Origin of the sequence: Flagellimonas spongiicola (assembly GCF_023502425.1) — a bacterium.
Classification (GTDB): Bacteria; Bacteroidota; Bacteroidia; order Flavobacteriales; family Flavobacteriaceae; genus Flagellimonas; species Flagellimonas spongiicola.
Window position 1 is genome coordinate 1,070,263 of the sequence record NZ_JAMFMA010000001.1, and the last position, 23,781, is coordinate 1,094,043.

At 38.8% G+C, this 23,781-nt stretch carries 18 protein-coding genes; 15 read left to right on the plus strand and 3 right to left on the minus strand.

The window, feature by feature from the left end:
* Nucleotides 1–26 precede the first annotated feature (26 nt).
* The 11 genes from M3P19_RS05025 (at nucleotide 27) to M3P19_RS05075 (ending at nucleotide 13,981) form a co-directional block, all read left to right on the plus strand.
* On the plus strand, nucleotides 27–527 hold the full coding sequence (locus M3P19_RS05025; RefSeq protein WP_249656537.1) for a mechanosensitive ion channel domain-containing protein: 501 nt from the start codon (nucleotides 27–29) through the stop codon (nucleotides 525–527).
* Nucleotides 528–691: 164 nt separating this feature from the next.
* On the plus strand, nucleotides 692–1,591 hold the full coding sequence (locus M3P19_RS05030; RefSeq protein WP_249656538.1) for a leucine-rich repeat domain-containing protein: 900 nt from the start codon (nucleotides 692–694) through the stop codon (nucleotides 1,589–1,591).
* Between the two features lie 177 nt (nucleotides 1,592–1,768).
* Complete coding sequence (locus M3P19_RS05035) at nucleotides 1,769–2,680, plus strand: phospholipase A (RefSeq protein ID WP_249656539.1); 912 nt, start codon at nucleotides 1,769–1,771, stop codon at nucleotides 2,678–2,680.
* A gap of 117 nt (nucleotides 2,681–2,797) precedes the next feature.
* Nucleotides 2,798–5,908 (plus strand): hypothetical protein, encoded by a 3,111-nt coding sequence (locus M3P19_RS05040; RefSeq protein WP_249656540.1) that lies wholly within the window; start codon nucleotides 2,798–2,800, stop codon nucleotides 5,906–5,908.
* Between the two features lie 53 nt (nucleotides 5,909–5,961).
* Nucleotides 5,962–6,756, plus strand: coding sequence for a LytR/AlgR family response regulator transcription factor (locus M3P19_RS05045; RefSeq protein WP_249656541.1), 795 nt, complete (start codon nucleotides 5,962–5,964; stop codon nucleotides 6,754–6,756).
* Between the two features lie 115 nt (nucleotides 6,757–6,871).
* Entirely contained in the window at nucleotides 6,872–8,014 is a 1,143-nt protein-coding gene (locus tag M3P19_RS05050) for an NAD-dependent epimerase/dehydratase family protein (RefSeq protein WP_249656542.1), read from the plus strand.
* 173 nt (nucleotides 8,015–8,187) lie between these two features.
* Entirely contained in the window at nucleotides 8,188–10,395 is a 2,208-nt protein-coding gene (locus tag M3P19_RS05055; RefSeq protein ID WP_249656543.1) for a carbohydrate binding family 9 domain-containing protein, read from the plus strand.
* A gap of 86 nt (nucleotides 10,396–10,481) precedes the next feature.
* The gene (locus M3P19_RS05060) at nucleotides 10,482–11,255 is read left to right on the plus strand and encodes a 3-keto-disaccharide hydrolase (RefSeq protein ID WP_249656544.1); all 774 of its coding nucleotides are present in this window, start codon (nucleotides 10,482–10,484) and stop codon (nucleotides 11,253–11,255) included.
* A 166-nt stretch (nucleotides 11,256–11,421) separates the two neighbouring features.
* Complete coding sequence (locus M3P19_RS05065) at nucleotides 11,422–12,921, plus strand: PQQ-dependent sugar dehydrogenase (protein WP_249656545.1); 1,500 nt, start codon at nucleotides 11,422–11,424, stop codon at nucleotides 12,919–12,921.
* 300 nt (nucleotides 12,922–13,221) lie between these two features.
* Nucleotides 13,222–13,413 carry a cold-shock protein gene (locus M3P19_RS05070; protein ID WP_249656546.1) on the plus strand — a complete coding sequence of 64 codons (192 nt, stop codon included), beginning with the start codon at nucleotides 13,222–13,224 and terminating at the stop codon, nucleotides 13,411–13,413.
* Nucleotides 13,414–13,525: 112 nt separating this feature from the next.
* The gene (locus tag M3P19_RS05075; protein WP_249656547.1) at nucleotides 13,526–13,981 is read left to right on the plus strand and encodes a cold-shock protein; all 456 of its coding nucleotides are present in this window, start codon (nucleotides 13,526–13,528) and stop codon (nucleotides 13,979–13,981) included.
* 144 nt (nucleotides 13,982–14,125) lie between these two features.
* Here the strand turns inward: M3P19_RS05075 and M3P19_RS05080 are convergent, their stop codons facing one another.
* Together M3P19_RS05080 and M3P19_RS05085 are read right to left on the minus strand one after the other, a co-directional pair.
* Nucleotides 14,126–14,824, minus strand: coding sequence for a LytR/AlgR family response regulator transcription factor (locus M3P19_RS05080; protein ID WP_249656548.1), 699 nt, complete (start codon nucleotides 14,822–14,824; stop codon nucleotides 14,126–14,128).
* 6 nt (nucleotides 14,825–14,830) lie between these two features.
* Nucleotides 14,831–15,826 carry a sensor histidine kinase gene (locus M3P19_RS05085; protein WP_249656549.1) on the minus strand — a complete coding sequence of 332 codons (996 nt, stop codon included), beginning with the start codon at nucleotides 15,824–15,826 and terminating at the stop codon, nucleotides 14,831–14,833.
* Nucleotides 15,827–16,054: 228 nt separating this feature from the next.
* Here M3P19_RS05085 and M3P19_RS05090 point away from each other — a divergent pair, with 228 nt between their 5' ends.
* From M3P19_RS05090 to M3P19_RS05100, 3 genes are all read left to right on the plus strand, one after another.
* Nucleotides 16,055–18,037 carry a serine hydrolase gene (locus M3P19_RS05090; protein ID WP_249656550.1) on the plus strand — a complete coding sequence of 661 codons (1,983 nt, stop codon included), beginning with the start codon at nucleotides 16,055–16,057 and terminating at the stop codon, nucleotides 18,035–18,037.
* A gap of 281 nt (nucleotides 18,038–18,318) precedes the next feature.
* The gene (locus M3P19_RS05095; protein ID WP_249656551.1) at nucleotides 18,319–19,119 is read left to right on the plus strand and encodes a helix-turn-helix domain-containing protein; all 801 of its coding nucleotides are present in this window, start codon (nucleotides 18,319–18,321) and stop codon (nucleotides 19,117–19,119) included.
* An 85-nt stretch (nucleotides 19,120–19,204) separates the two neighbouring features.
* Nucleotides 19,205–20,272, plus strand: coding sequence for a serine hydrolase domain-containing protein (locus M3P19_RS05100; protein WP_249656552.1), 1,068 nt, complete (start codon nucleotides 19,205–19,207; stop codon nucleotides 20,270–20,272).
* A gap of 294 nt (nucleotides 20,273–20,566) precedes the next feature.
* Here M3P19_RS05100 and M3P19_RS05105 read toward each other — a convergent pair whose 3' ends face one another.
* Nucleotides 20,567–21,565 carry a hypothetical protein gene (locus M3P19_RS05105; RefSeq protein WP_249656553.1) on the minus strand — a complete coding sequence of 333 codons (999 nt, stop codon included), beginning with the start codon at nucleotides 21,563–21,565 and terminating at the stop codon, nucleotides 20,567–20,569.
* A gap of 650 nt (nucleotides 21,566–22,215) precedes the next feature.
* Between M3P19_RS05105 and M3P19_RS05110 the strand changes: the two genes are divergently transcribed.
* Complete coding sequence (locus M3P19_RS05110; protein WP_249656554.1) at nucleotides 22,216–23,775, plus strand: hypothetical protein; 1,560 nt, start codon at nucleotides 22,216–22,218, stop codon at nucleotides 23,773–23,775.
* The last annotated feature ends 6 nt before the right edge of the window (nucleotides 23,776–23,781 follow it).

The following is a 23,781-nucleotide window of genomic DNA, read 5'->3' on the forward strand; positions in this document are numbered from 1 at the left end:
TCAAGGAACGGTAGAATGGTTTGGTTATGATTGAATATCGCAATGAGATCTTAGGGACGGTGATTGTAATGGTAGCATTGATGCTACTGAATTTTATTGCCAGTAGGATAATAAGTAGGTTTGGTAAAGCACGCTTGATAAATCCAACACGAAAAAAGATAATCAGTAAAATCAACAATCTGATTATTTACGGCATTAGTCTTATCGTTTTGGCGGCCATTTGGGGTGTTGAATCCAAACAACTCATAGTTTTTATATCATCTATCCTGACTATTTTAGGAATTGGCTTTTTTGCACAATGGTCCATATTGTCCAATCTCACGGCTGGGCTCATTTTGTTCTTTAATCATCCCATTCGAATTGGCAATAAGATTCGAATTTTGGACAAGGACATGGACTATAAAGGTGAGGTGACCGACATTACTGGTTTTTTTCTACATATGAAGACTGAAAAGGGTGAAAATCTTATTTGGCCCAATTCCCGCATCCTGGAAAAAGGTGTTGAAATCCTTGAAGACAGTCAATAACCCAACGCCATTTCTTAGTTGGCTGGCCGGACAGCTGGTCATGCTGCCAAAAGGGCAGAAGTACTAATCCACTCAAAATTAACGGTTAAGATTTCACCACCGCTTGGGCATGGATTTTGCTATGACCCTCTTTCATTTATTCAATCAAAAACAATCAAAAAACGATGATTAAAATTACCCAAGCCTCTATTCTGGCAGTATTAGCCTTTGCATTAACTTCTTGTTCCGAAGACATTAAAGACAGCTTAAATTCAGAATTTGTTTCAATTCCAGATGAACAGTTTGAAAGCAAATTAATTGCATTGGGTATAGATTCAGATGGACGGATCAATCAGCAATTATTGAAATCTGACGCGGAAGGCGTCGCATCACTTGATATTTCGAGTGAAAATTCCAGTGACGAGATCAATTCGATTAATGGAATTGAAGCTTTCATTAACCTTAAAAAGTTAATTGCCACAGGAAACAGGATATCCGAGGTTGATTTAAGTAAAAATATCGAATTGGACACCCTTAATTTGTCAGGTAACGACATTACCAGTATTGATGTCTCAAAGAACATCAATCTTATCATGTTGGATTTAAAAGTAAACGATTTAACTGCTATTGATGGCTTGGAACAAGTCACCAAACTGAAATGGTTAAACCTTTCATTTAACTATTTAACTGCGTTTACAACGGCTAATGCAAGTATTGAACATGTATTGGCAAGCCACAATGAACTTGCAAATTTTAATGCCAATAGCCTGCCTAATCTGAAAACCCTTTATCTCTTAACCAACCATTTAAGTGCATTGGACTTATCCGGCAATGCATCTCTAGAATCATTGAATGTTGGGGACAACCGATTGACTACTCTGGAACTTGGCAACAATCAGGTACTTAATTACCTGTCTTGTTTCAGTAATGAATTGACCAGTTTGGATGTGAGTAAGTATCCGCGACTTTCCTATTTGAGTGCCAACAGAAATCCGGAGTTAAACTGTATCAAGATTGATTCTGACCAGAACATTGGAAACATAAAACTATCCGATTATCAAGAACTGAATGTTAATTGTGAATAATGACTGTTAATAGCTGATTGTCATTTCAGTATGATCATTTTCTAGCAGAGGCTGTAATTCTTATTTTACGTGAAGGTTTCTGTTCCAATTGGTTTTCAATGCCTATTTTTAATTGATGAGGGAATCTTGGGTTCCTGTCTTTTTGTACTTGAAAATAACCAAAACCAAACATAACACATGAATCAGCTTAGTAAATTGTGCATTTGCATTTTATGCTCCTTTGTATTCACAACCGAAGGTATCAAGGCACAACAACAATTGATGCCATTGGATGGGTCCAGTTTAACAGATCGCTGGCTGATTCAGAACGATACAGCAAAAACCTTTAGGATATTGCCCTATAAGCCAGTTTATGTATTGGGAATCAACTATACAAACGATATCAACAAATTACCTCAGAGTGATAATCCTTTAAACACAGTAACCACTCCAACGGAGTTTAACAAAGCCGAGCTTACATTTCAATTAAGCTTTAAGACTAGAATGGTCCGGCTGTTCAAAAACAAAAAACAGAAAGTTGATCTATGGGTGGCATACACTCAATTGTCCAAATGGCAGTTTTATAATGGACTTATCTCTAGACCTTTTAGAGAGACCAATTATGAACCGGAAGCCCTCATGGTTTTGCCCATGTCCTATAAATTTCTTGGATTGGATGGCGTTTATTTGGGAATTGGATTTAACCATCAAAGCAATGGTCGTTCCAACCCATATTCCCGCAGTTGGAACAGGGTGATGTTCCAAGCAGGTTGGGAAACTGAGCATTGGAGTTTTGTCTTGAATCCTTGGATTCGTATTCAAGAAGAAGCAATAGAAGACAACAATCCCGATATTGAAAATTATGTAGGTCAAGCAGAGTTTTTAACTGCTTTTTCCCAAAACAACCACAATATCAGTCTTGCATTACGTCATTCGTTAAAAGGAGGTGATGAGAGTAGGGGAAGTCTACGCTTGGATTATGCCATCCGCCTGTTGGATTATTTGCATTTGCATGCCCAGATTTTTCATGGCTACGGAGAGAATCTTATTGATTACAACCATAAACAAACGACCTTTGGGCTTGGTTTTTCGCTAATACGGTGGCGTTAAATATCGCCACTTAATTCTACTTGGTTTATAGTTCGTTAAATCCAAAATCTATTATCGCCATTTCCATAATTTTGGCTATTTTGTTACTGATTTTCAACTGACTAATTCTTTTCCACTATGAAACATTCCACGCTTCTCCATATAGTTGGGGCATTCCTGTTCTCAGCAGTTATGCTTGCCCAACAAAACAATTATGCTGATGCTTTAAAATCCTATGAATGGAGGGCAATTGGTCCAGCCAATATGGGTGGAAGGGTAACAGATATCGATGGAATTCCTGGTGACCCGAGTACTTTTTATATATCTGGCGCTGATGGAGGTATTTTTAAAACCACCAATGGCGGAGTCGATTTTTCTCCCATTTTTGAAGGGCAGCGTGCCTATTCCATTGGGGCATTGACTATAGCGCCGTCGGATCACAATGTGCTATGGGTTGGAACCGGTGAAGGTGACCCAAGAAACAGTGTAGGATATGGCTGGGGTGTTTATCGTTCTGTAGATGCTGGTAAAAACTGGGAACATTTGGGATTAAAAGAGACGGAGCGCATCAAACGAATTGTTGTGGACCCAAATAACCCTGATGTAGCCTGCGTATGTGCATTAGGTAAGGAGTGGGGTGCTAATCCCGAACGAGGCGTGTTTAAAACCATGGATGGCGGTAAAACATGGGATAAAATCTTGTATATCGATGAAGACACGGGATGCGCCGATATTGCAATGGACAGGAGCAATCCCAGAATAATGTATGCAGGAATGTGGACGTTTCGAAGAAGACCTTGGCGTTTTGATGACGGAGGAAAAGAAACAGCAATTTACCGCACTATGGATGGCGGTAAGACATGGAAAAAGATAATGAACGGACTCCCAAAAACGCCTATGGCAAGACCGGGAATCCATATAGCGCAAAGCGAACCAAACATTATTTATCTGATGACTGAATTTGAGGGTGGGGGAACGGCTTTCCGCTCCAACGATAGAGGTGATAATTGGTTTATGGTAAATGATGACCCAAATATTAACTTTAGACCTTTTTATTATAGCGATGTTAGGGTGGACCCAAACAATCCTGACATTCTCTTTTCCATTTCAGGAAGGCTAAGTCGATCCGTGGATGGCGGTAAATCTTGGAAACGAATAGCAACAACAGTACACGGAGATCATCAAGCACTTTGGATTGACCCTACTAACTCAAATCGCGTACTTAATGGAAGTGATGGTGGATACCATATTTCCCATGATGGCGGCGATAGCTGGGAAATCATAAACAATGTTGAATTATCGCAGTTCTATCAGATATTCATTGACAACAAAGATCCCTATAATATTTATGGGGGGCTACAGGATAATGGTACATGGGTAGGGCCAAGTAATTCCTTGTATTCGGCCGGAATTCTAAAGAGACATTGGAAAGGACTTGCCTTTGGAGATGGCTACTATGCCGTACCCGTTCCGGGAAGTGAACATGAAGTATATGCAAACTTGCAAGGAGGTGTTATTTTCCATGTCGATTCCCGCTATGGAAACGTGCGAACCATACATCCCTATCCTAAAATTATTGGTTCAGCTGGTGATGCCATTGAAAACCACAAGTATCGTTTTAATTGGGATGCCCCAATAGTGATTTCCCCACATGATTCAAATACAGTCTACACCGCCGGGAATGTAGTTTTTAAATCTACAGATCGCGGACATTCTTGGGAAGAAATCAGCGGTGATTTAACAACCAATGATAAATCCAAACAAAGAACTTCTGGGGGAGCGATTTATCAGGACAACACGGCAGCTGAATTTCATTGCACCATACTCTATTTGGATGAATCCCCAGTGGAAAAAGGTGTGATTTGGGCTGGTACTGACGATGGCAATGTACAACTAACTCGAGATGGAGGTGCAACTTGGAAGAACCTTAAGGATCGTATCAAAGGACTTCCGCCATTTGCATGGGTGTCTAAAATCCATGCATCAGAACATGATGCCGGAACGGCTTTCGTGACCGTGGACCAACATAGAATGGATGATTTTAGACCCTATGCCTTCATGACCACTGACTATGGAAAAACGTGGTCTAAAATCACAAATGGTTTACCTCAGGATGACTATGTAAAAGTCATCCGGCAGGATCCTATAAATCCAAATCTTTTATATGCTGGAATGGAACATGGAATTTATGCCAGTTGGAATAAAGGACAATCTTGGTCTAAAATCAATAATAATTTACCAAATGTTTCTGTACGTGATCTACGAATACAACCAAGAGACCGCGATTTGATTGTAGGTACACATGGCAGGGGAGCTTGGATTTTAGATGATATAAGACCGTTGCAGGAAATGGCCGATACGAAAGGTAAATCTGCGCATATTTTCCCGGTACGTAGATCAACCTTATGGCATATGTTCTGGCGAATAGAAAATCTAGGTGACCGTCACTATAGTGCAAAAAATCCTGATTACGGGGCTAATATCAATTTTTATGTCTCGGATGAAAGCACAAATACTGCGGAAGTGGAGATTTTGGATTCCGACAATACTATCATTCGGACTTTAAAAGACACCACACTTCAAATTGGAGTAAATCGAATCGTCTGGGATTTAGGACATGAAGCCGCCACAAAGATGGATAATGACACTGGGGGAGGATTTTTCTCTGGTCCAATGCATCCATTTGTTGCCCCAGGAAATTATACCGCCCGTTTAAAAGTAAATGGGGAAGTTCTAGAAACACCCATTGAAGTACGTGCAGATCCTAGAATGGAACTTACACAAGAGGATTACGAATCCAAAACCAAAACGTTGTTGGAACTTCGGGAATTATTATCTCGTACACATGTGATGATCAATAACACCAATACGTATTTGACGCAACTAAAGGCGTTAAAGGCCAAATTGGAACAAAACAAAGAACAGAATATTGAGCAATCACTAGTTGACGAAATTACAAGCGCGATACGAAAAATTACAGATTTACAAGATGATATCTTAAAAAGACCTCCGCCATCAATGACGTATCGTCAAAGACCACGAATACGAGAGGAAATCCGCTCCGTGATGCGAGCGGTAAACAGCGCAACAGCCAAACCAACACAACCGCAATTGGCAAGGTTGACGGAATTAAAAGGCGAGGTTAACGCCGCCAAAAGTACATTGAATAGCATCATAAATACTGAGATTAAGGGAATCAACACCAAATCGGCCAATATTCCACAAATTTCGGTAGGTGGCACTAATTGATTTGTGATAAAAGTGCCATCTTTAAACGCGATAATAAAATCACAATAGAGGAGATGACTGCTTTAAACAAACCTATCTCATCAAAAATTGTAATAGCAGTTTATGGCACAGCGCTTTTAATTGCTGTGCTACTGCAATTGAGTCATTACGTTTTTTATTATGGTCAAAACGTGGGACGTTCCTTTGTTTGGTCCCTAGTGGATTGGAGTATATGGTTTTTGATTTTCACGCTCATATTCCAAATCAAAAACAATCATCAGGGGTTTATAAGCAAAATCCCTAGGGGCTTGGAATTGACTATTTGCTGTTTTAGCGTACCAATTTTACATGTTTTGATTTCCAACCTGTCCTTCCTTGTCATTTTTGAACCTAGCAGACCTTTCATTGATGACGTTTTGCATCAATTATCCAAGAAATGGTTTCAAAACCTTTATATCACTATTGGTCTCTATTTTTTATTCGATTATGTATACGGCACCTTTCTGAAAAGCAATACAAAGACACCAACTGAAGCGAGAAAGAAAAAACTAGTCGTTAAGGATGGTAAATCCAAATATCAATTAAATCCTGCGGAGATAGAGTGGGTAGAGTCTGCAAAGAACTACCTCACGATAAGTATGATAAACGGAGAGCAAATCGTTGTGCGTAATACGTTGCAATCGGTTTTCGACAGTTTAAAAGAGTATGATTTCATTCGAGTAAGTCGGTCAACAATTATCAATATAAGTGTAATTTATGCTGTAAAAAAGCGGTCAAAGTACTCTTATTCAGTTCAAACCAAGTCCAATAAGACCTTCCCTATAGGCAAAACCTTTGTTAAATCCACCCTGTCCCAAATTCAGCATTGAGACATACTTCCCATATACATTGACGTATATCCCAAACCTAGTTTCTAGTAGTCTCTAGTCCAGAAAGGCAATCTAATTTTAACTGAAGGAGGAATAAAACAATAGAAACTTCAGTATGAACAAGAGAGATTTTTTAAAGGCATTTTCAGGGTCGGTATTGTTGGCTGCAACATCCCCGATGCTATATGGGAAAACCAAACGCAGCAATAAGAATGTATTGGTTCTTGGCGGAACTAACTTTGTTGGCCCTAGTATTGTAGAGGCATTTCTTGACAATGGTTGGTCCGTGACACTGCTAAATAGAGGCATAACCAATCCAGACCTTTTTCCAGAGCTACCATTGATCAAATGTGATCGTGAAAAGGAGGATCGCTTGGATTTGAAAGCTAATGCGGAGACCATTAGAAATACATATTGGAACTGTGTTGTTGATACATGGCAAAAATCGCCTAAGGCTGTACAGGATTTTATTGATGAATTCAAAGAAGACTTTGGTCATTACCACTATATTTCATCAGTTTCAGTATATCATGATTGGAATGAAATGGGAATCAAGGAAACAGCCAACCTAAATCCTGTACCTGAATTTCCCAACCGAATTGAAACCAATTTCAGGTACGCCATCCGTAAGACATTAGCGGAAAATACAATTGCCGAAACGCTATCTAGATACACGGTCTACCGCTCTCATGGGATGCGGGATTTTAGAAGGCCAGACCATACAAATCCCAACGAAGAAAACTATTGGCCAATACGATTTGCACGAGGTGGTGATATATTGGTTCCTGATGCCAAAAAGCACTTTTACCAAATGACTGATGTGAAAAGTCTTTGCAAGTTTATCGTCACCTGTGCAGAGAATAATAATTACGGACCATTTAATGTGGCCTATAAATCCATTCCTTTCAGGGATTATATCAAAAATCTGATCAAGGTAACGGGCAAGCCTAAAAAACTGGTATGGGTTGATGGTGATTTTTTGATCGAACAGGGGCTTATTCCGTACAAGATTGTTTCAGCTTGGAAACCCAATCCAAAAGGCTCCTATCATTTCGACATTAACAAGGCATTGAAAAATGGTTTAAAGAATAGGTCTTTGAAAAAGTTGATTGTGGATCAGATAAGGGGGTATAAAAGTAGATACCCCAATGATGAGTTGCGGTTTGGGGAAGTCAATAAGGGTATTAAAGTAGGCGGATTTTCCATGGAAAAAGAACGGGAGATCATTCAGAAATGGGAAAAATTAAAGAAGAAGTAGCAGTAGGGCGTTTGGTTGTTTCGCTTTGAAATAATACATAGAATACATTTTCAAAAACAATTTATTTAGATGTCTGGATTATATAATGTTGTTCTTTAGACCCAAAACAATGTCGTTCAGATAAAAAGCGATTAAGTTAAGCGTCGAAATCCCTAATTTCCTGTTCATTAGGCATGGGATTCAAACGCACTATTTACATTCCACAGCATTTAGGCTTGTTAGTTTTTTTCTTAGGTTTTGGACCATTCGTATCCAATGCCCAAAAAAAGAATGCCGATTTTCGATATCATATTCAAAAAACCATCAATCCCATTGTAATAGATGGGGTCGTGGATGAACAAGCGTGGCAGGTAACTGATGTGGCGAAGGATTTCTTTATGGTGCTGCCCATGGATGAGGGAAAGGCCAATGAAACCTCTGAAATCCGAATGACTTACGATGACAAGAATATATACCTCGCAGCTACTTTTTTCAATAGTGTGCATGGCCAATATTTTGTGGAATCCCTTAGACGGGACTTTTCTTTTGGAAAAAACGACAACTTCTTACTTTTCATGGATCCCTTCAACAACCAAACCACAGGTTTTTCATTTGGTTCCAATGCGGCAGGTGCCCAATGGGATGGCACGATGTTCAATGGTGGTAGAGTAGATCTGAATTGGGATACTAAATGGATTTCCAAGGTAAAACAGGATCCCGATAAATGGGTTGTGGAAATGGCGATTCCCTTTAAATCCATTAGATATGAAGATGGAGTAACCGAGTGGGGCATAAATTTTAGTCGGTTAGACCTGAAATCCAGTGAAAAATCCAGTTGGACGCCTATTCCTCGACAATTTCCAACTGCTTCCTTGGCGTATACCGGTGTTTTGGTATGGGACAAACCACCACCGGCACCAAAGACAAACTTTTCAGTGATTCCCTATGTACTGGGCGAATTGAACCAAGATTTTGATACTCCGGAAGTATTTGATAAAAGGGTAGGAGGCGACGTAAAGATCAGTCTGAGTTCTTCGCTAAACTTGGATTTAACGGTGAACCCGGATTTTTCTCAAGTTGAAGTAGACCGTCAAGTCACCAATTTAGACCGTTTTGAACTGTTTTTTCCAGAGCGAAGACAATTCTTTCTTGAAAATGCCGATCTCTTTGCGAATTTTGGTTATTCCACCATCCGTCCGTTCTTTTCCAGACGGATTGGATTGGGTGTACCGATAAGGGCAGGAGTAAGACTAAGCGGTAATTTAAACGAGAATTGGCGCTTGGGGGTAATGGATATGCAAACTGCCCAAATTGAAGAAACAGGGCTGCCCAGCCAGAACTTTGCGGTACTATCGCTACAGCGTAAAGTGTTTAGTCGTTCCAGTATTGGACTGTTAATGGTGAATAAGGAATCGCTGCGTTATCCGCAGGAAACGGACTCCTTGCGAACGGTATTTCCAAAATTCAATCGGAATCTGGGTGTGGAATACAACCTGGCTTCTTCCAATAATCTATGGACAGGAAAAGCTTTTGTATTGAAATCTTTTGCTCCCGGACGAATCAACGGAAATGGCATTACCCAGGCTGCCAATTTGGAGTATCGCAGTCGAATTTGGAATTGGGGTGTACAGCAGCAATCGGTTGGAGCAAATTATTCAGCCGAGGTTGGTTTTGTTCCACGCAAGGATTTTATTAACCTTAATGCGTTTGCAGGTCATACCTTTTTCCCAAAAAAAGAAGAGGGTAAATTGGTCAGTCATGGTCCAAGGATAAATAGCAGCTATTTTCTAAATCAAAAATGGGAGCGTACAGATAATTTTACGGAATTGGAATACTTACTCAGTTTTAGAAACCGTAGTAGTTTTGAAGTGGGTTATGTGGATGAATACGTAGAGTTGTTGGAACCTTTTGACCCTACTCGTTCAGGAAAGGATTCCTTGGCAACCGGAACCAAACATCGATGGAAAGGTGTACGGATGGATTATGCCTCTAAACCACAAAGTATGTTTACCTACACTGCTGGGGGGTATTATGGGGGCTATTATTTGGATGGTCGCCGTCTCAATATTAATGGTAACCTAGGATACCGCTTTCAACCTTATGTAAGCCTCAACGCCAACCTTAGCTACAATCATATAAGTTTACCTTCACCTTGGAACGATACTGAATTTTGGTTGATTGGTTCCGAGGTAGATATCACTTTCACAAATACCCTGTTTTTTGCTACCCTGTTCCAGTATAACGAGCAATCGCGTAATTTTAACTTAAACTCACGTTTTCAGTGGCGTTACAAACCTGCTTCGGATTTGTTTTTGGTCTATACAAACACCCAATTATTGGACCCCAATGTAGGAAAGAGTTGGTCGTTGACACTTAAATTCACCCATTGGTTTAATTGGTAATGTTCCCGAAGTTTATTGTTATTTTAGATTTCTGAAAATTAAGCGCTAGTTAGTTGCCCATTAAATTCTATTATACACCTTACAAAATGCTACGAACTTCCCTTTTACCTGCCTTGCTGTTATTGTTTATCACTACTTCTTGCAAAAAGGAAGAAAAAAAGAAATTTGAAGTTGAACGCAGTAAGGAATTGGCGATTCAAAACCAAGTACACAATCAATTGCTGGATATTGAAAAGGAAGAAGGATGGGAACTGCTTTTTGATGGCGAAACACTTGATGGATGGCACCTTTACAATAAACCTGATTCCACTCAATTTTCAGCTTGGGAGGTACGGGAAGGCACTCTATTTTGCAATGCTACGGATGAATCAAAAGTTTTTGGGGATTTGGTAACCGACAAGGCCTATGAAAACTATGAACTGGTTTTTGAATGGCAGATGGGCTTACGTGGAAATGGTGGTGTTTTCGTGAATGTACAGGAAACACCGGATTATACCGCTACCTATCAGACGGGGCCAGAATACCAATTGTTGGAACCCGCACATATGGATACAAAAACACCTTTGAAAAGACCGGGATGTCTTTGGGGGTTATCACCACAGGTCAATACTGTAGAGGCCAATCCTACAGGACAATGGAATACCGCACGAATTGTGCAAAAAGAAGGGAAATTGCAGTTCTACCTTAATGGCAAGCAGACAGCCGAAGAAGATTTAACTTCCGTGGTTTGGAGAAACAAAGTCAACGGTTCTGGCTTTAAAGATGCGCCAGGTTTTGGAAAGGCTACCCAGGGTAAAATTGCGCTTCAAAACTGGTATTTCGAATCCTGGTTCAGAAATATGAAGATTCGGGAACTTTAATACTTGTCCTTAAATTACATTCAAGAGGGTCTTTACCCATACTTTAAGGGAAAATAAGACGTTACATATAATGTAACGTTAGCACTCTAATTACTTGGACACTTCACAATTGCCTTGTCTTTGGTTAGTAAAGCTATAGCATTTCATCCCCATTAAATGAACACGTATGGCCCCACAAACCTCAAATTCACCTACGCATCCTATCATATTAGATAATCGATTGAAACCCCTGGATAAACTTGTGTTTCTGTTTTTCCTATCCCTGACATTCAGCTGTAACACGACAGAGGAACCCAGCACCCCAGATGAAGGGACTGATCCTAATGATGATACCGTGGAATTGAGCGATGTAGCCCTGACATACAGGAATCAATGTGGCGGATGCCATGGACAGGACTTGGCCTCTTTTGTGGAACGGGATTGGGCTTATGGAAATACCAACGAAAATATTATCGAGTCCATAACCGATGGATACTCAGCCAATGGCATGCCAGCTTACGGAACTAGTTTGAGCGCGCAGGAAATCGAAGATCTGACCGCTTACATTCTTACGGAAATTGACGGAATGACCAAAGCAATGTTAGAAGACGAAAACCCTGACCTTTCAGGCTTGATCACTTCCACTGATTTAAATTTCAGACTGGAAACCATGACTAATGGAATTCCTGGTATTCCTTGGGGTATTGCACAATTACCCAATGGTGAGTTATTGGTCACTGAACGAGGAGGTAGATTGTTTTTGGTTCGAACCAATAAACAATTGGAAGAAATTGATGGTGTTCCAGATGTTGTTGCCCAAGGGCAAGGGGGACTTTTGGACGTGGTATTGCATCCAGATTTTGCGAACAACGCATTGATATATCTATCCTATTCCCGTGCCAACCCCAGTAACGCTTCTCAAAATACTACCGCAGTTGTTCGAGCGCGATTGGAAGGAACCAATTTAGAACAGGTGGAGAACATCTTTACTGCACTACCTTACCTCAATAGTGGTCACCATTACGGCTCAAGACTTGTTTTTGATGCTAATGGGTATCTCTATGTCTCTATAGGTGATCGCGGCTATCGTGATGTGTACCCACAAGAGTTGGACAACGCTATTGGAAAAATTCACCGAATCCATGATGATGGGGAGGTGCCCGCAGACAACCCATTTTACAATACCTCAGGAGCGACACCTACAATTTTCACTTACGGTACCCGTAACCCACAAGGGATGGACCTTCATCCACAAAGCGGGGTTGTGTGGGAAGGGGAACATGGCCCACAGGGTGGCGACGAGATCAATCTCTTGGAAGCTGGAGATAACAACGGTTGGCCGGTAATTTCACATGGTATCAACTACGATGGGACTACGTTCACCAACCTCACCGCTTTAGACGGCATGGAGCAACCTATTCATTACTGGACCCCATCCATTGCCCCATGTGGAATGAGTTTTGTATCGGGTGACTTTTATGGGGATTGGAGAAACGACCTCTTTGTTGGCTCCTTAAAATTTGAGTACCTACACCGTGTAAGGATGAATGGTGACCAAGTTATAGGTCACGAAAACTTATTGGAAGGTATTGGCAGAGTACGCGATGTCCATATGGGTAGTGACGGATATCTATATATTGCAGTAGAAGGTCCAGGCAGGGTAATACGTTTGGTGCCAGAGCAGTAGTTATTTTAACTATTGTGTGCATTCGACCCCATTAACAACAATGTATTCTTGTTAAAATTAGAAGAAATGAATTAAGCCAATTGGAAAAGTCAGAACAGTTGTTTGGTTTTTTTAATGTCAAAAGGTATTATTTAATCAATGGCTAACCTTATAATATTTTCAAAACACCTTAAATAGTGCCGAAATTGTTCGATTTAGAAAATTCGTAATATTCGAACAAAAAAGTAAAGAATTTCAGATAAATTACTGTATACTGGATTATTAGCCCCACCTTTGCACTTTAATTTTTAAACAATAGTAATGAGTAAAGGAACAGTAAAGTTCTTCAACGATACCAAAGGTTTTGGTTTCATTAACGAAGAAGGTGCAGACAAAGAGCACTTTGTACATGTTTCTGGATTAATCGACGAAATTCGCGAAGGTGACCAAGTTGAGTTTGATTTAGAGCAAGGAAAAAAAGGATTGAATGCAGTAAACGTAAAGGTCATCTAAATTCATAATATCTAGATTTTTTGAAGCCTATCTGTTACGGATGGGCTTTTTTATTTTTAAAAATTGCCCAAATGCTAATTAAATCAATTAATTTAAGGGTTTAAACCTATATATGGCAAAATCTCAACAAACATTCAGTAAGCGGGAAAAGGAAAAGAAACGGCAAAAAAAGCGAGAAGAAAAGCAAAAGAAGAAGGAAGCTCGAAAAACCGAATCTAAAGATAGCGAAGGAGGGATTCCGTTTGCCTACGTAGATCAATATGGCAATCTTACTGATACACCAACTGAGCCTTCTGAAAAAGAGGAAATCAATGCAGAAGATATTGTGTTGGGTATACCGCAAAAAGAGGAATCAGAAGAAGAATTTGATCCAGTTCGTAAAGGTAAAGTGGCTTTTTTTGATTATTCCAAAGGCTTTGGATTTATAATGGACTCCGAAACCCAAGAAAAACATTTCGTGCACATTTCTGGCTTAATTGATGAAATCAATGAAAACGACAAGGTTACTTTTGAGCTGGAAAAAGGGCAAAAAGGAATGAATGCGGTACGCGTTAGCTTGCAATCCTAGGCTATAACGATTTATTCCACCAAATTGGTCAATTTTAAATAAGTAGAATTTTGTAATAAAAATTAATTATACCTGCTGTCTAATTTAGTCGGTGAGTGATTTCCAATCTACCACCAGATAACATTACTGGAGGGTATTTACCAATCACACGCTTTTATTCAAATCTTCCAATTTTGTAGAAACAGCTATTTTGTACATTGCACTTACAGGAACCTTATGCTCTTCAATTAACAAATAGGTCCGTGTTGCCTTTGTAACTCTTCCCAAATTGGCGATATACGATTTATGCGTACGATGGAAATTGTCAGACAATAGGGTGGTGATATTGATCAGCGTTTCAGAGATCAAGTACATTCTTGAATCGGTAAAGATTTTTAAATAATTCCCAAAACTCTGAATGTACAGAATAGAAGTAAATGGAATGTTTATAGGAACCCCGTCGTGCTTTATTTGAAGTTCTTCGTTGGAGTTGTTCGTTTTAGTCTCCTTTAATTTTGAAGGCTCTACCTTATTTATCGCCTTTAAAAACCGCTCAATTTTTATGGGTTTCAAAAGATAATCCACAACCCCATAATTATAACTTTCCAATGCATACTCAGAATAGGCAGTGGTCAATATGACTTTAGGCGGATTTATCATTGAGCGTAAGATTTCCATGCCGTTAAGTTCTGGCATTTCAATGTCAAGAAAAATGAGGTCTACTTCGTTTTGCTGGAGAAAATTGATAAACTCCAATGGATTACCAGTACTCAATACCAGCTGAAAGTTGTTGATTTTGGAACAATATTCTTCCAACACCTTTCGGGCCAGTTCTTCGTCATCTATGATTCCAATTTTAATCATTCGGTATTACTGGTCGTTTTTTAGTTGAAGGGATAAATTTACGTGATATGCTTTTTCCGCATCCCTAATTTCCAAAGTGTGGGAGTTGGGGTATAACAAATTTAAACGCCGCTTTACATTTTCCAGACCCAGACCTTTTCTTTTGGATGCGTCCTGCATATGCGGCTTTGAATTCGTGATTTGAAAATAAAGCGTGTTGGTTTTGATTACGGCGGAAACAGCAATCATACTTTGCTCATTCGTGCTCTGAGCACCATGTTTAATGGCGTTTTCAACAAATGGGATAAGTAGCATTGGCGCTATCTTCAACCCCAATACATCCCCATCAATAGAAAACTCAATGGTACAGCGTTTACTCAGTCTTTTTTCTTCAAGCAGTAAATAGTTCTCTATAAATTCAAGTTCTTCTTTTAGTAGGACGGTGTCTTTTTTAGCACTCTCCAATTGATATCGCATTAATTCTGAAAGCTGCATGACCACCTCAGGAGTTTCGGTGGATTGTTGCCTGGAAAGTGCGTAAATGCTATTCAAGGAATTAAATAAAAAATGTGGATTCACCTGTTCCTTTAAATAGGTGAGTTCCATGTCTTTTTGTAATTTTTCCTTTTCTTCCTTTTGTCTTTGCATGAGCACACTACGCCTTAAAAAGAAAGCGGCCATGCCAGTGCCTGTAGTGTAAATTAGAAAAGAAGACATTTTGGTAATCCCAATCCAATTAAACTCCGGATAAATTTTTAGACTGACCCCAAGAAATATGGCTCCAATAAGCAGGAGTCCGTATAAAAGATATTTTTTCTTATCAAAAAAATAGGGGATAAGAATAAAATGATTTATCCAGATAACTGTCATAATACTGATGGTAAAACCAAGTCCCCATAAATAAAAGGAATAAAACGTGTCATACCTATCTATGAGCATCCAGCCACCTAGTAGCTCCAAGGAGAGTACCAATACAAAGGCACCGATGTTAATCAGTAGGGTATTCCGCAAAGACTTTTTCATTACTATCCTTTTGGCAGTCATATAATAACGGAATAAAGATACGCTCTTGAAACCCAAGCATACATGAATTCTGTATAAATGCCGCATATCAATGACGAAATTATTTCATCATTTAATTGATCCGTTGATACAATTCTTAAAAACGAAAATGAGTGAAGACCTAATTTTAAAGGCGATTTAGCAATATGCTAAAGGTCAATTTACATCATCAACAAAAAGAATTTCAAAATGAAAGTCATTAGATTATTTGCCCTCACGGCAGCAATACTTATTAATACTGCTACTGCCCAGGAGAATGGCAAAAAAGCAAACACAGCAACAAACAGTGCTTCCTTCGTATCGCCTCAGATACAGGTAGTCCCTATAAAAGATAGTAACTCAGAAAAGAACTATGAACTTTATATAGAATTGCCAGAAGATTATGCGGAGCACCCTTCTAAAACTTATCCTGTTCTTTATTATACCGATGCCATTTGGCATCTTGAAATGGTATCTGGGGCCGCAGAGTTTCTGTTAGAAGACGTTATTCTGGTCGGAATTTCTTGGCAGAAGGACGCGCCAGAAGACTTACGGGAACAGTATGGCGCACACGTCAGCCGATTTACCGATTATTCCTTTTGGGAAACCACAAATCCCAATCACCCCAAACTAGTATTTGGCCAAGCCGAAAATCATTTGGCATTTATACAGAACGATGTAATCAAGTATGTGGATAAAAACTATCGTACCAACCCCAACAGTCGCAGCTACTTTGGGTATTCATTGAGTGGCGGATTTGGAGCATATATACTCCTTACACAGCCCAATACTTTTGACAACTACGTTCTTGGCAGTCCATTGAGTAAAAGTACCATGTCCCATTTAGCTGAGATCAATGCAGAACTAATAGCTGCTGAGGCCGATAAAAGCGAAAAATCGCATGCCAACGTATTTATAGCCCACGGTACTTTAGAAGATGAAAGAGAAGTAACTACGAAGGAATTTAAGGCCTTATTGGATGAACGAAAGCAATTGGTGGTAGAATTTGATAGTAGAACCATTGAAGGGAATCACCAAACCGCATTCCCTAGGATTGCCGTGGAAAGTGTTGCTTGGTTGGCTTCGGCGATGACACATATTGCAGTTGATGACTATAAGGTAGGCTTCTGGGACATTCCACAGCTTAACAATCCTTATGTTAGTACCACACCAGAGAATAGAAATGACGGGATAGCTGTGGGTGAATTGGCATTGACCGCTGATAAAAAGAATGCCATCCTAAACGTGGCTCAAGAAATTTTTAACGATGACTATGGCAACTACGATGCTTTGCTCATTTCGCACAAAGACCAACTTGTTTTTGAATCCTATTACAAAAAAGGGCGTATCAATTTGGCGCACGGACAAGCGTCAGCCGTAAAAGGATACACCAGCTTGATTTTGGGAAGAGCAATGCAGCTAGGGTATTTGACCATGGAAGACCTGGACAAACCTTTGGTTCATTTCTTAAAAGACCTAGATCCTACTAAATTCACAAAAGGAGCGGAGAAGATCACGCTTCATAAGGCGTTGACCATGCATGGCGGACTGACCATTGACGATGAAAAATGGGAAGAAGTTGAACAGGATTCGATACAACTAAAAGGGCAGGGGTTGGTACAGACACTGCTGGAACGTAGCGCCCCCATTACGGATGAAACCCAAACCTATTTATATGGCAATTTCAACCCCATGATGGTGATGACCGTTATTGATGCTGTGGTGCCGGGAACCGCTGAGGACTTTATCAAAAATGAATTTTTGGACAAGCTCGGGATTACCAATTATGAATGGTCCAATCATGTCAGTGGTTTGCCACAAGCAGGTTGGCAAGCCCGAATTATGCCTCGCGACATGCTCAAATTTGGACACCTGGTGCAGCATAAAGGGAAATTGAACGGGGAGCAGTTTATTTCTGAAGCGTATTTGGAAAAAGCCACCAGCGGTATTGTAGCCCCGGCAATAGATTGGATGCCCAAGAATTACCGTTATGGCTATTTTTGGTATCACACTCCGGTAAAGGTGGGTAACAAAAACTATGATATGACCTTGGCCTGGGGTGGCGGGGGACAACGTGTTATGGTGGTGGAAGAACTGGATTTGACCATGGTCATCTCCGGTTTTGATGGGGATGATGACAAAATCATGCAACCCATATTTGACACCGTAGTACCTGCATTTGCCAAAGAGTAAATGGTACACTAGACCTATAATCCGATAAGATGCTATGACCCCAGACTTGTTCTGGGGTCTTTTTATAGTAGTACCCCCAAGGTTTCAAAGTTTGAAAGCGAAGTAGCAAAGTAGGGGAGATGAAGGGGAATTGAATGGCAGATTGGTCATAATGCAATGGAAAGCGTCCTATATTTACTTGGAAATCACCTAAATATTAGCTGATTTTTTGATAGAAAGTAAGATATTGTAACTACGGAAATAAAATCAAGTCTTTACAGGTGTAACGCTAAACACGCAGAATGAAAATATTGGCCAAAGGCAACTATTATGGTAGCAAAGATTTAGAGGTTTCATTCAATGGCATTTTGCTCTCACAATACAATTATAATACAGACAAGCGTACAGATTGGCACTATCATGAAAATCCGTATTTCATGTATGTATTGCACGGAAACATGATGGACACCAATAAAAAAGTAAACTCTCTATGTCCTGCCGGAAGCCTAATGTTCAATAATTGGCAAGAGGCCCATTATGGTTCTAAACACTCTGCGGAAGCCGGAGGTTTTCATTTGGAGTTTGAACGAGAATGGCTCAAGGAAAATGGCATAGGAATACATTTATTGGAAGGCAGTCAACGCATTGAAAACCCAAAACTGCATTTACTTTTTGCAAAACTGTACCATGAATTTTTAATTTCAGATTCCTATAGCGACTTGTCTGTGGAAGTTTTGGTGCTTCAAATCTGTGAGTCGTTATCGGACTTAAAGGAAATAAACGCGAAGACAAGCCCACACTGGGTAGAAGATTTAAAAGAATTGCTACACTATGAAACGTCCAATCTTAGCCTTGATCATTTATCAAAGGAGTTGAACATCCATCCCGTACACATCTCACGAGCAGCTTCAAAATACCTTTCCATGAGTCTAGGCGAATATATTCGGCTTCATAAAATAAAAAAAGCCCTGCCATTGCTTCTAGATCCAAACAATTCATTGACAGCGATTGCGCACCAGACAGGTTTTTCAGACCAGAGTCATTTTAACCGTGTATTTAAAGCCTTCTTCAATACGAGTCCCAGCGCATATCGAAAAAAATAAGCCAAAATTCACAATGTTAATTTCATTCTATTATGGAAGTATCGCATGCGCTATGTTTGATGAATCATTACTAAAAAATGCGATAATGAAATATACACTTGTAGCCGTAGTTTCCCTTTTATGTGGTATTCACGGTAACGCCCAGCTTAAATTTTCCAACTCCAATAAAACGCTATTCCATGAAATGGATAGTACGGTCGCTTCTGGTAAGTTTGAACGGATTACCAGCATATTGGTAGCCAAAGATGGCAATGTCTTATTTGAAAACTATTACAATAACAATCATGTCAATTCCAAGCATAACACACGTTCTGTAACCAAAACCATGGCCACTTTATTAACGGGTATCGCCATAGATAAAGGGCACATTTCTTCTGAAACCGATAAGATATTTGATTATTTGCAACACAGACTTCCTGTAGAAAACCCAGACAAACGCAAAGAAGCAATCACTATTGAAGACCTCCTGACCATGAGTTCCATTGTGGAATGTAATGATAGCAATCGCTTTTCCAGGGGTCATGAAGAACGCATGTACATCATAGAAGATTGGGCTAAATTTTACCTGGACCTTCCTGTGTATTCGTATCCGTGGGGGCCTAAGCCCAAAGACCGACCCTATGGACGCGCGTTTAGTTACTGTAGTGCTGGATCTGCTTTAGTCGCTGAGATTTTGCAAAGTGCCCTAAAAAGTGATTTGGCTGATTTTGCAGTGGAAAACCTTTTCCAACCTTTGGATATTACCGATTATAACTTGCATTATACCCCATTGGGCGTATTAAATACCGCTGGAGGCAGCGAATATAGGAGTCGGGATTTATTGAAATTGGCCCAACTATGCCTAAACAAAGGACAATGGAATGGGAAGCAAATCATTTCTTCGGCCTGGGTGGAAAAAGCAACCACCACCAAACTGGAAGCCTATGATGCCGAATATGGGTACCTATTCTGGATAAAGAACTTTGGAAAAGACAAAAAATACAAATCCTATTTTATGTCCGGGAATGGGGGAAACAGGGTTTTGGTGAACCCAGAGTTGGGATTGACTGTGGTTATAACCTCCACGAACTACGGGAATAGAAATGCCCATGATTATTCCGATGAAATCCTAAACGAGTTTATAGTTCCGGCAATTGAAACGTTAGAAGAATAAGCGCAACTACCACTTTATCGAACCCCAAACGAATCCTTTGAAGCTTTTTGAGCGAAGATGTTTTTTTTATTTTATTATTAAAAACCGAACAAACACGATTACAGCATCCCTAACTATCTGTTGTACGCTGTTGTCCGAAGAAAATGCGGGCCAGCGATGGGGTGAATTTATTCATGTGCTTGCTAATTGTTTTTTAAAGGAATTCATGAATGCTTCGCATTTGTGGCATATCTATCTCCTTTGCATAGCCACATTGGCGGAGCGGGGTCAAGGAAAAAGGATAGTAATTGGCAATTAAATTTTTGTACAGGTAAAGCGAAATGAACTACCCTTTAAAATTGGAAACCTTAGGAATAAGTAAGACGATAAATATTGATTTTTAACTATTGTTAAACCAGATTCTGGAGTCCTGTTATCATTGGATAGGAACTTTGTAATATTTCCAGAACTAGTATTGATTTTTTTGATATTCAATTTTGAGTCAACAAATAAATTGATTTCTGCATCCGTGACATCTTTGAAAAAACGGGAATTAACATCAAAAGAACTATCATCGCCAATAATTTTTAGTACACTAAAACCAATTGTCAAATCAATTTCTTTATTTCTTTTTGATTGGGGCACATCAAATTTATAAATAATAGCCTCTCCGCCTGGGATGGCTTTCCGAATCGTAGTCGGTTGATTTTTAGAATTTAAAGAGGTGCCGTCCAGTCTTAGTTTTGGAATTGAGAAAAAATCCGTATCATCAGGCTTTATGTTATAGTTGACCGATTGAGCAATACCCCAGCGTAAGACGTATTTCTTGTCATCATAAAACTCCTGCATAGAACGATCATTATCAGAAACACCGTAAACAATACAAATTTCGTTAGGACATTTAGGAAGAGTATATGAAATAATCATATTTTGTCTAACTGCTCCTTGGATTTTACGGATATCAGATTCGGTTAAATGACAAGTCCATCTATAATTTTTCAAAAAATCATTATAGGTTTTATTCAATATAGGGTTAAATATTTCACCCATGGAATAAGAAATAACTTCACGGACATAAGTCAAATTTTGTTGCTCTTGTAGTCGACTAAATATTAAACCTATTAAAGCAGCTCCAAACAGTATCTCTGCAATTCTTTGCACATAAGAATAGGGTAAAGCTTTCGATTGTAGATGTATACTCAGAAAATATAAAGCAACACTTAAAACTAGACTGGCAGACCAAATAGCTATCGTGAGCGTTCTACTTTTAGAGATTAATTCTCTGGTTTTTTTATCAAATAAAGAATCTTTCATTAGTTGGTTTTGAGCAGTACTTCAAAATAGTACATTCTGATAGATTGTAAAAACCGGCAGCTAATTTGTCTTCAAAAAATTAAGTGTTTAGAAATTTATGCCCTGCTAAACTTTTAGCTCTTGTGATAAGCTGTAAAGAAACAAACCAATCTGTAAAACTGCTATGACATAATTGTTACCGATATAAAACACTCAAGTGTTGTTATATCTACAATTATATCAAATACGCTGGTATTGGGCAGTTTTACACATATAAACACCTGTACTATAATGTTCTTTTGCTTTGGAAAAGCAAAGGTTACTCCCGAAGACTTTCTGAAAAGTTGTGCAATAATTTCCTTTAAAAATTTAATGGAATGCTATTTTGCCGAACCGCAAACGAATCCTTCGGAGCTGGCATAGTGAAGAAGGGGAGTGGGGGAGGCGGGTGTATTTCTTCATTTTTATATAGACTTCTCCTAAAACATCCTCAAATAGTAGAAAATCCCCAGAATTTCTAAGGTTTTCCTGCAACCAAGTTTAATGGTCAGTTTTTATATTTAACAACTCCAAAGCATTGACTACCTGCAATTTGATTTCTCAATCAAAACTTACTTTGTCTATTTACCAAGTATTACAAAACAATGTTGTTAATCAAAATCGGCCAAATTATGAACCACCAATTATTTTCTTTATCTATTATCAATGCATTTTGGTACTATGTTGTAATCGTAGTATTGCTTCTCCTTCTCACTTTTTTTATTTATCGTGTAATAAAGGATAACCTCCAGTTGTTCAAAAATATTGGTGCAATGAGCAATTTTTCAAAAATCCTATTTAGCACCTTTCTTTTTTGGAGTCCTTTATTAGTGCCAATAATATTGGCGTTTATGGCCGAGGCAAAAATTAAAGATAGCATTGAATCAGAAGTCTATGATGAAGGCTATGTTCTCCAACTAGATCCAAAAAGAAAAAATTTCCTAGTAGATGCCAATTATACCTTAGAACAAAATCAAATTCAACTGGACCAGCATTACCAACGAAAAATAGATAGTTTAGGAACTTTTACTGAAAATGCTAAAAAAGAAATTCCTAAAAAGGTCGGAGACGCCATTAGAAGTTCCTTTACCGCTGTCCAAGCAAATTTGATGAATCGGCCAAGCTATAAGTGGTATCAATTTAAAAAAAGAGCAAAAAACAAAGCAATTAAAAGGCTCAATGAGTTAAATGTGAGGATGACTAATCAAACAAATGCCGCATTGAAGGAATCCAATGAAAAATTTGCCTCAAATATAGAAAACCAGCTTCAAGAAGCACTGGATAGGTCAGATATGAAAGTTGACACTATTGGCTTGAAGTCAAAAAAGCTAGTTTCTAGCACCTTGGTGAATTTGCGAAAAGAAGCATATAAATATGTTTCTGGCACTTACTACACCTTGAAAACGGCAGAACATATTTTAAATTTTTTATTAATAATCGCAATTATAAAAAGCTTGTTATATGTGTTCACCAGAGTATTATACAAAAAGGACTCGGGAGTAGCTTTTTCCATAGATTATGAACCTTTTTATAGAAAAGGAGAATTGACTAAATATAAAGACAGATTCGTAATTCCAAAACAAACAAAGAAGACATATTATTTTAAAAGAAGTATTGGGCCAAGCGGTGGAAGTCAAAGTTTGAGTTTTCCCCAAATCACAAGGTGTACATTAACCAGATTGTTTTCTTTTTGCTTGCCAATGGATAAAATTGAAATGAAGGAAAATGATTATAGAATTCAACTTGATTTAATGGAAAATCAACGTATAGTTAAATACAAATTACTAAAGGATGAGCAATGTATTTTCAATTTCAAAAATTTTGTGGCCATCGAAAAAGGGGTTAAGTTAAAGACGATATTTCGTTTTGAATTAGCATGTTTTCTATTTCAAAAAATTAGGTATTCTGTAGCAGAAGGTCCTGGGGAGTTAATTCTTTCTACAAAGGGATCTTGTATAATTTCTCCGGAGCAAGGGTCGAAAATTAGTCAACCATTATATCGAATTATTGCATTTCAAAAGAAGGCTAAATTCCATGTGGCATCCACGCTTAAATTAAAAGATGTTTTCTTTAGCGACTTTAACATTGTAAAAGAAAATAACGCTAACATTATAATTGATTCCAGTGGGAACAGAAAAAAGTACATTGGTGTGATAAAGTTTTTTTGGAGATTTCTAATTCCTTTTTCATGATTAAAT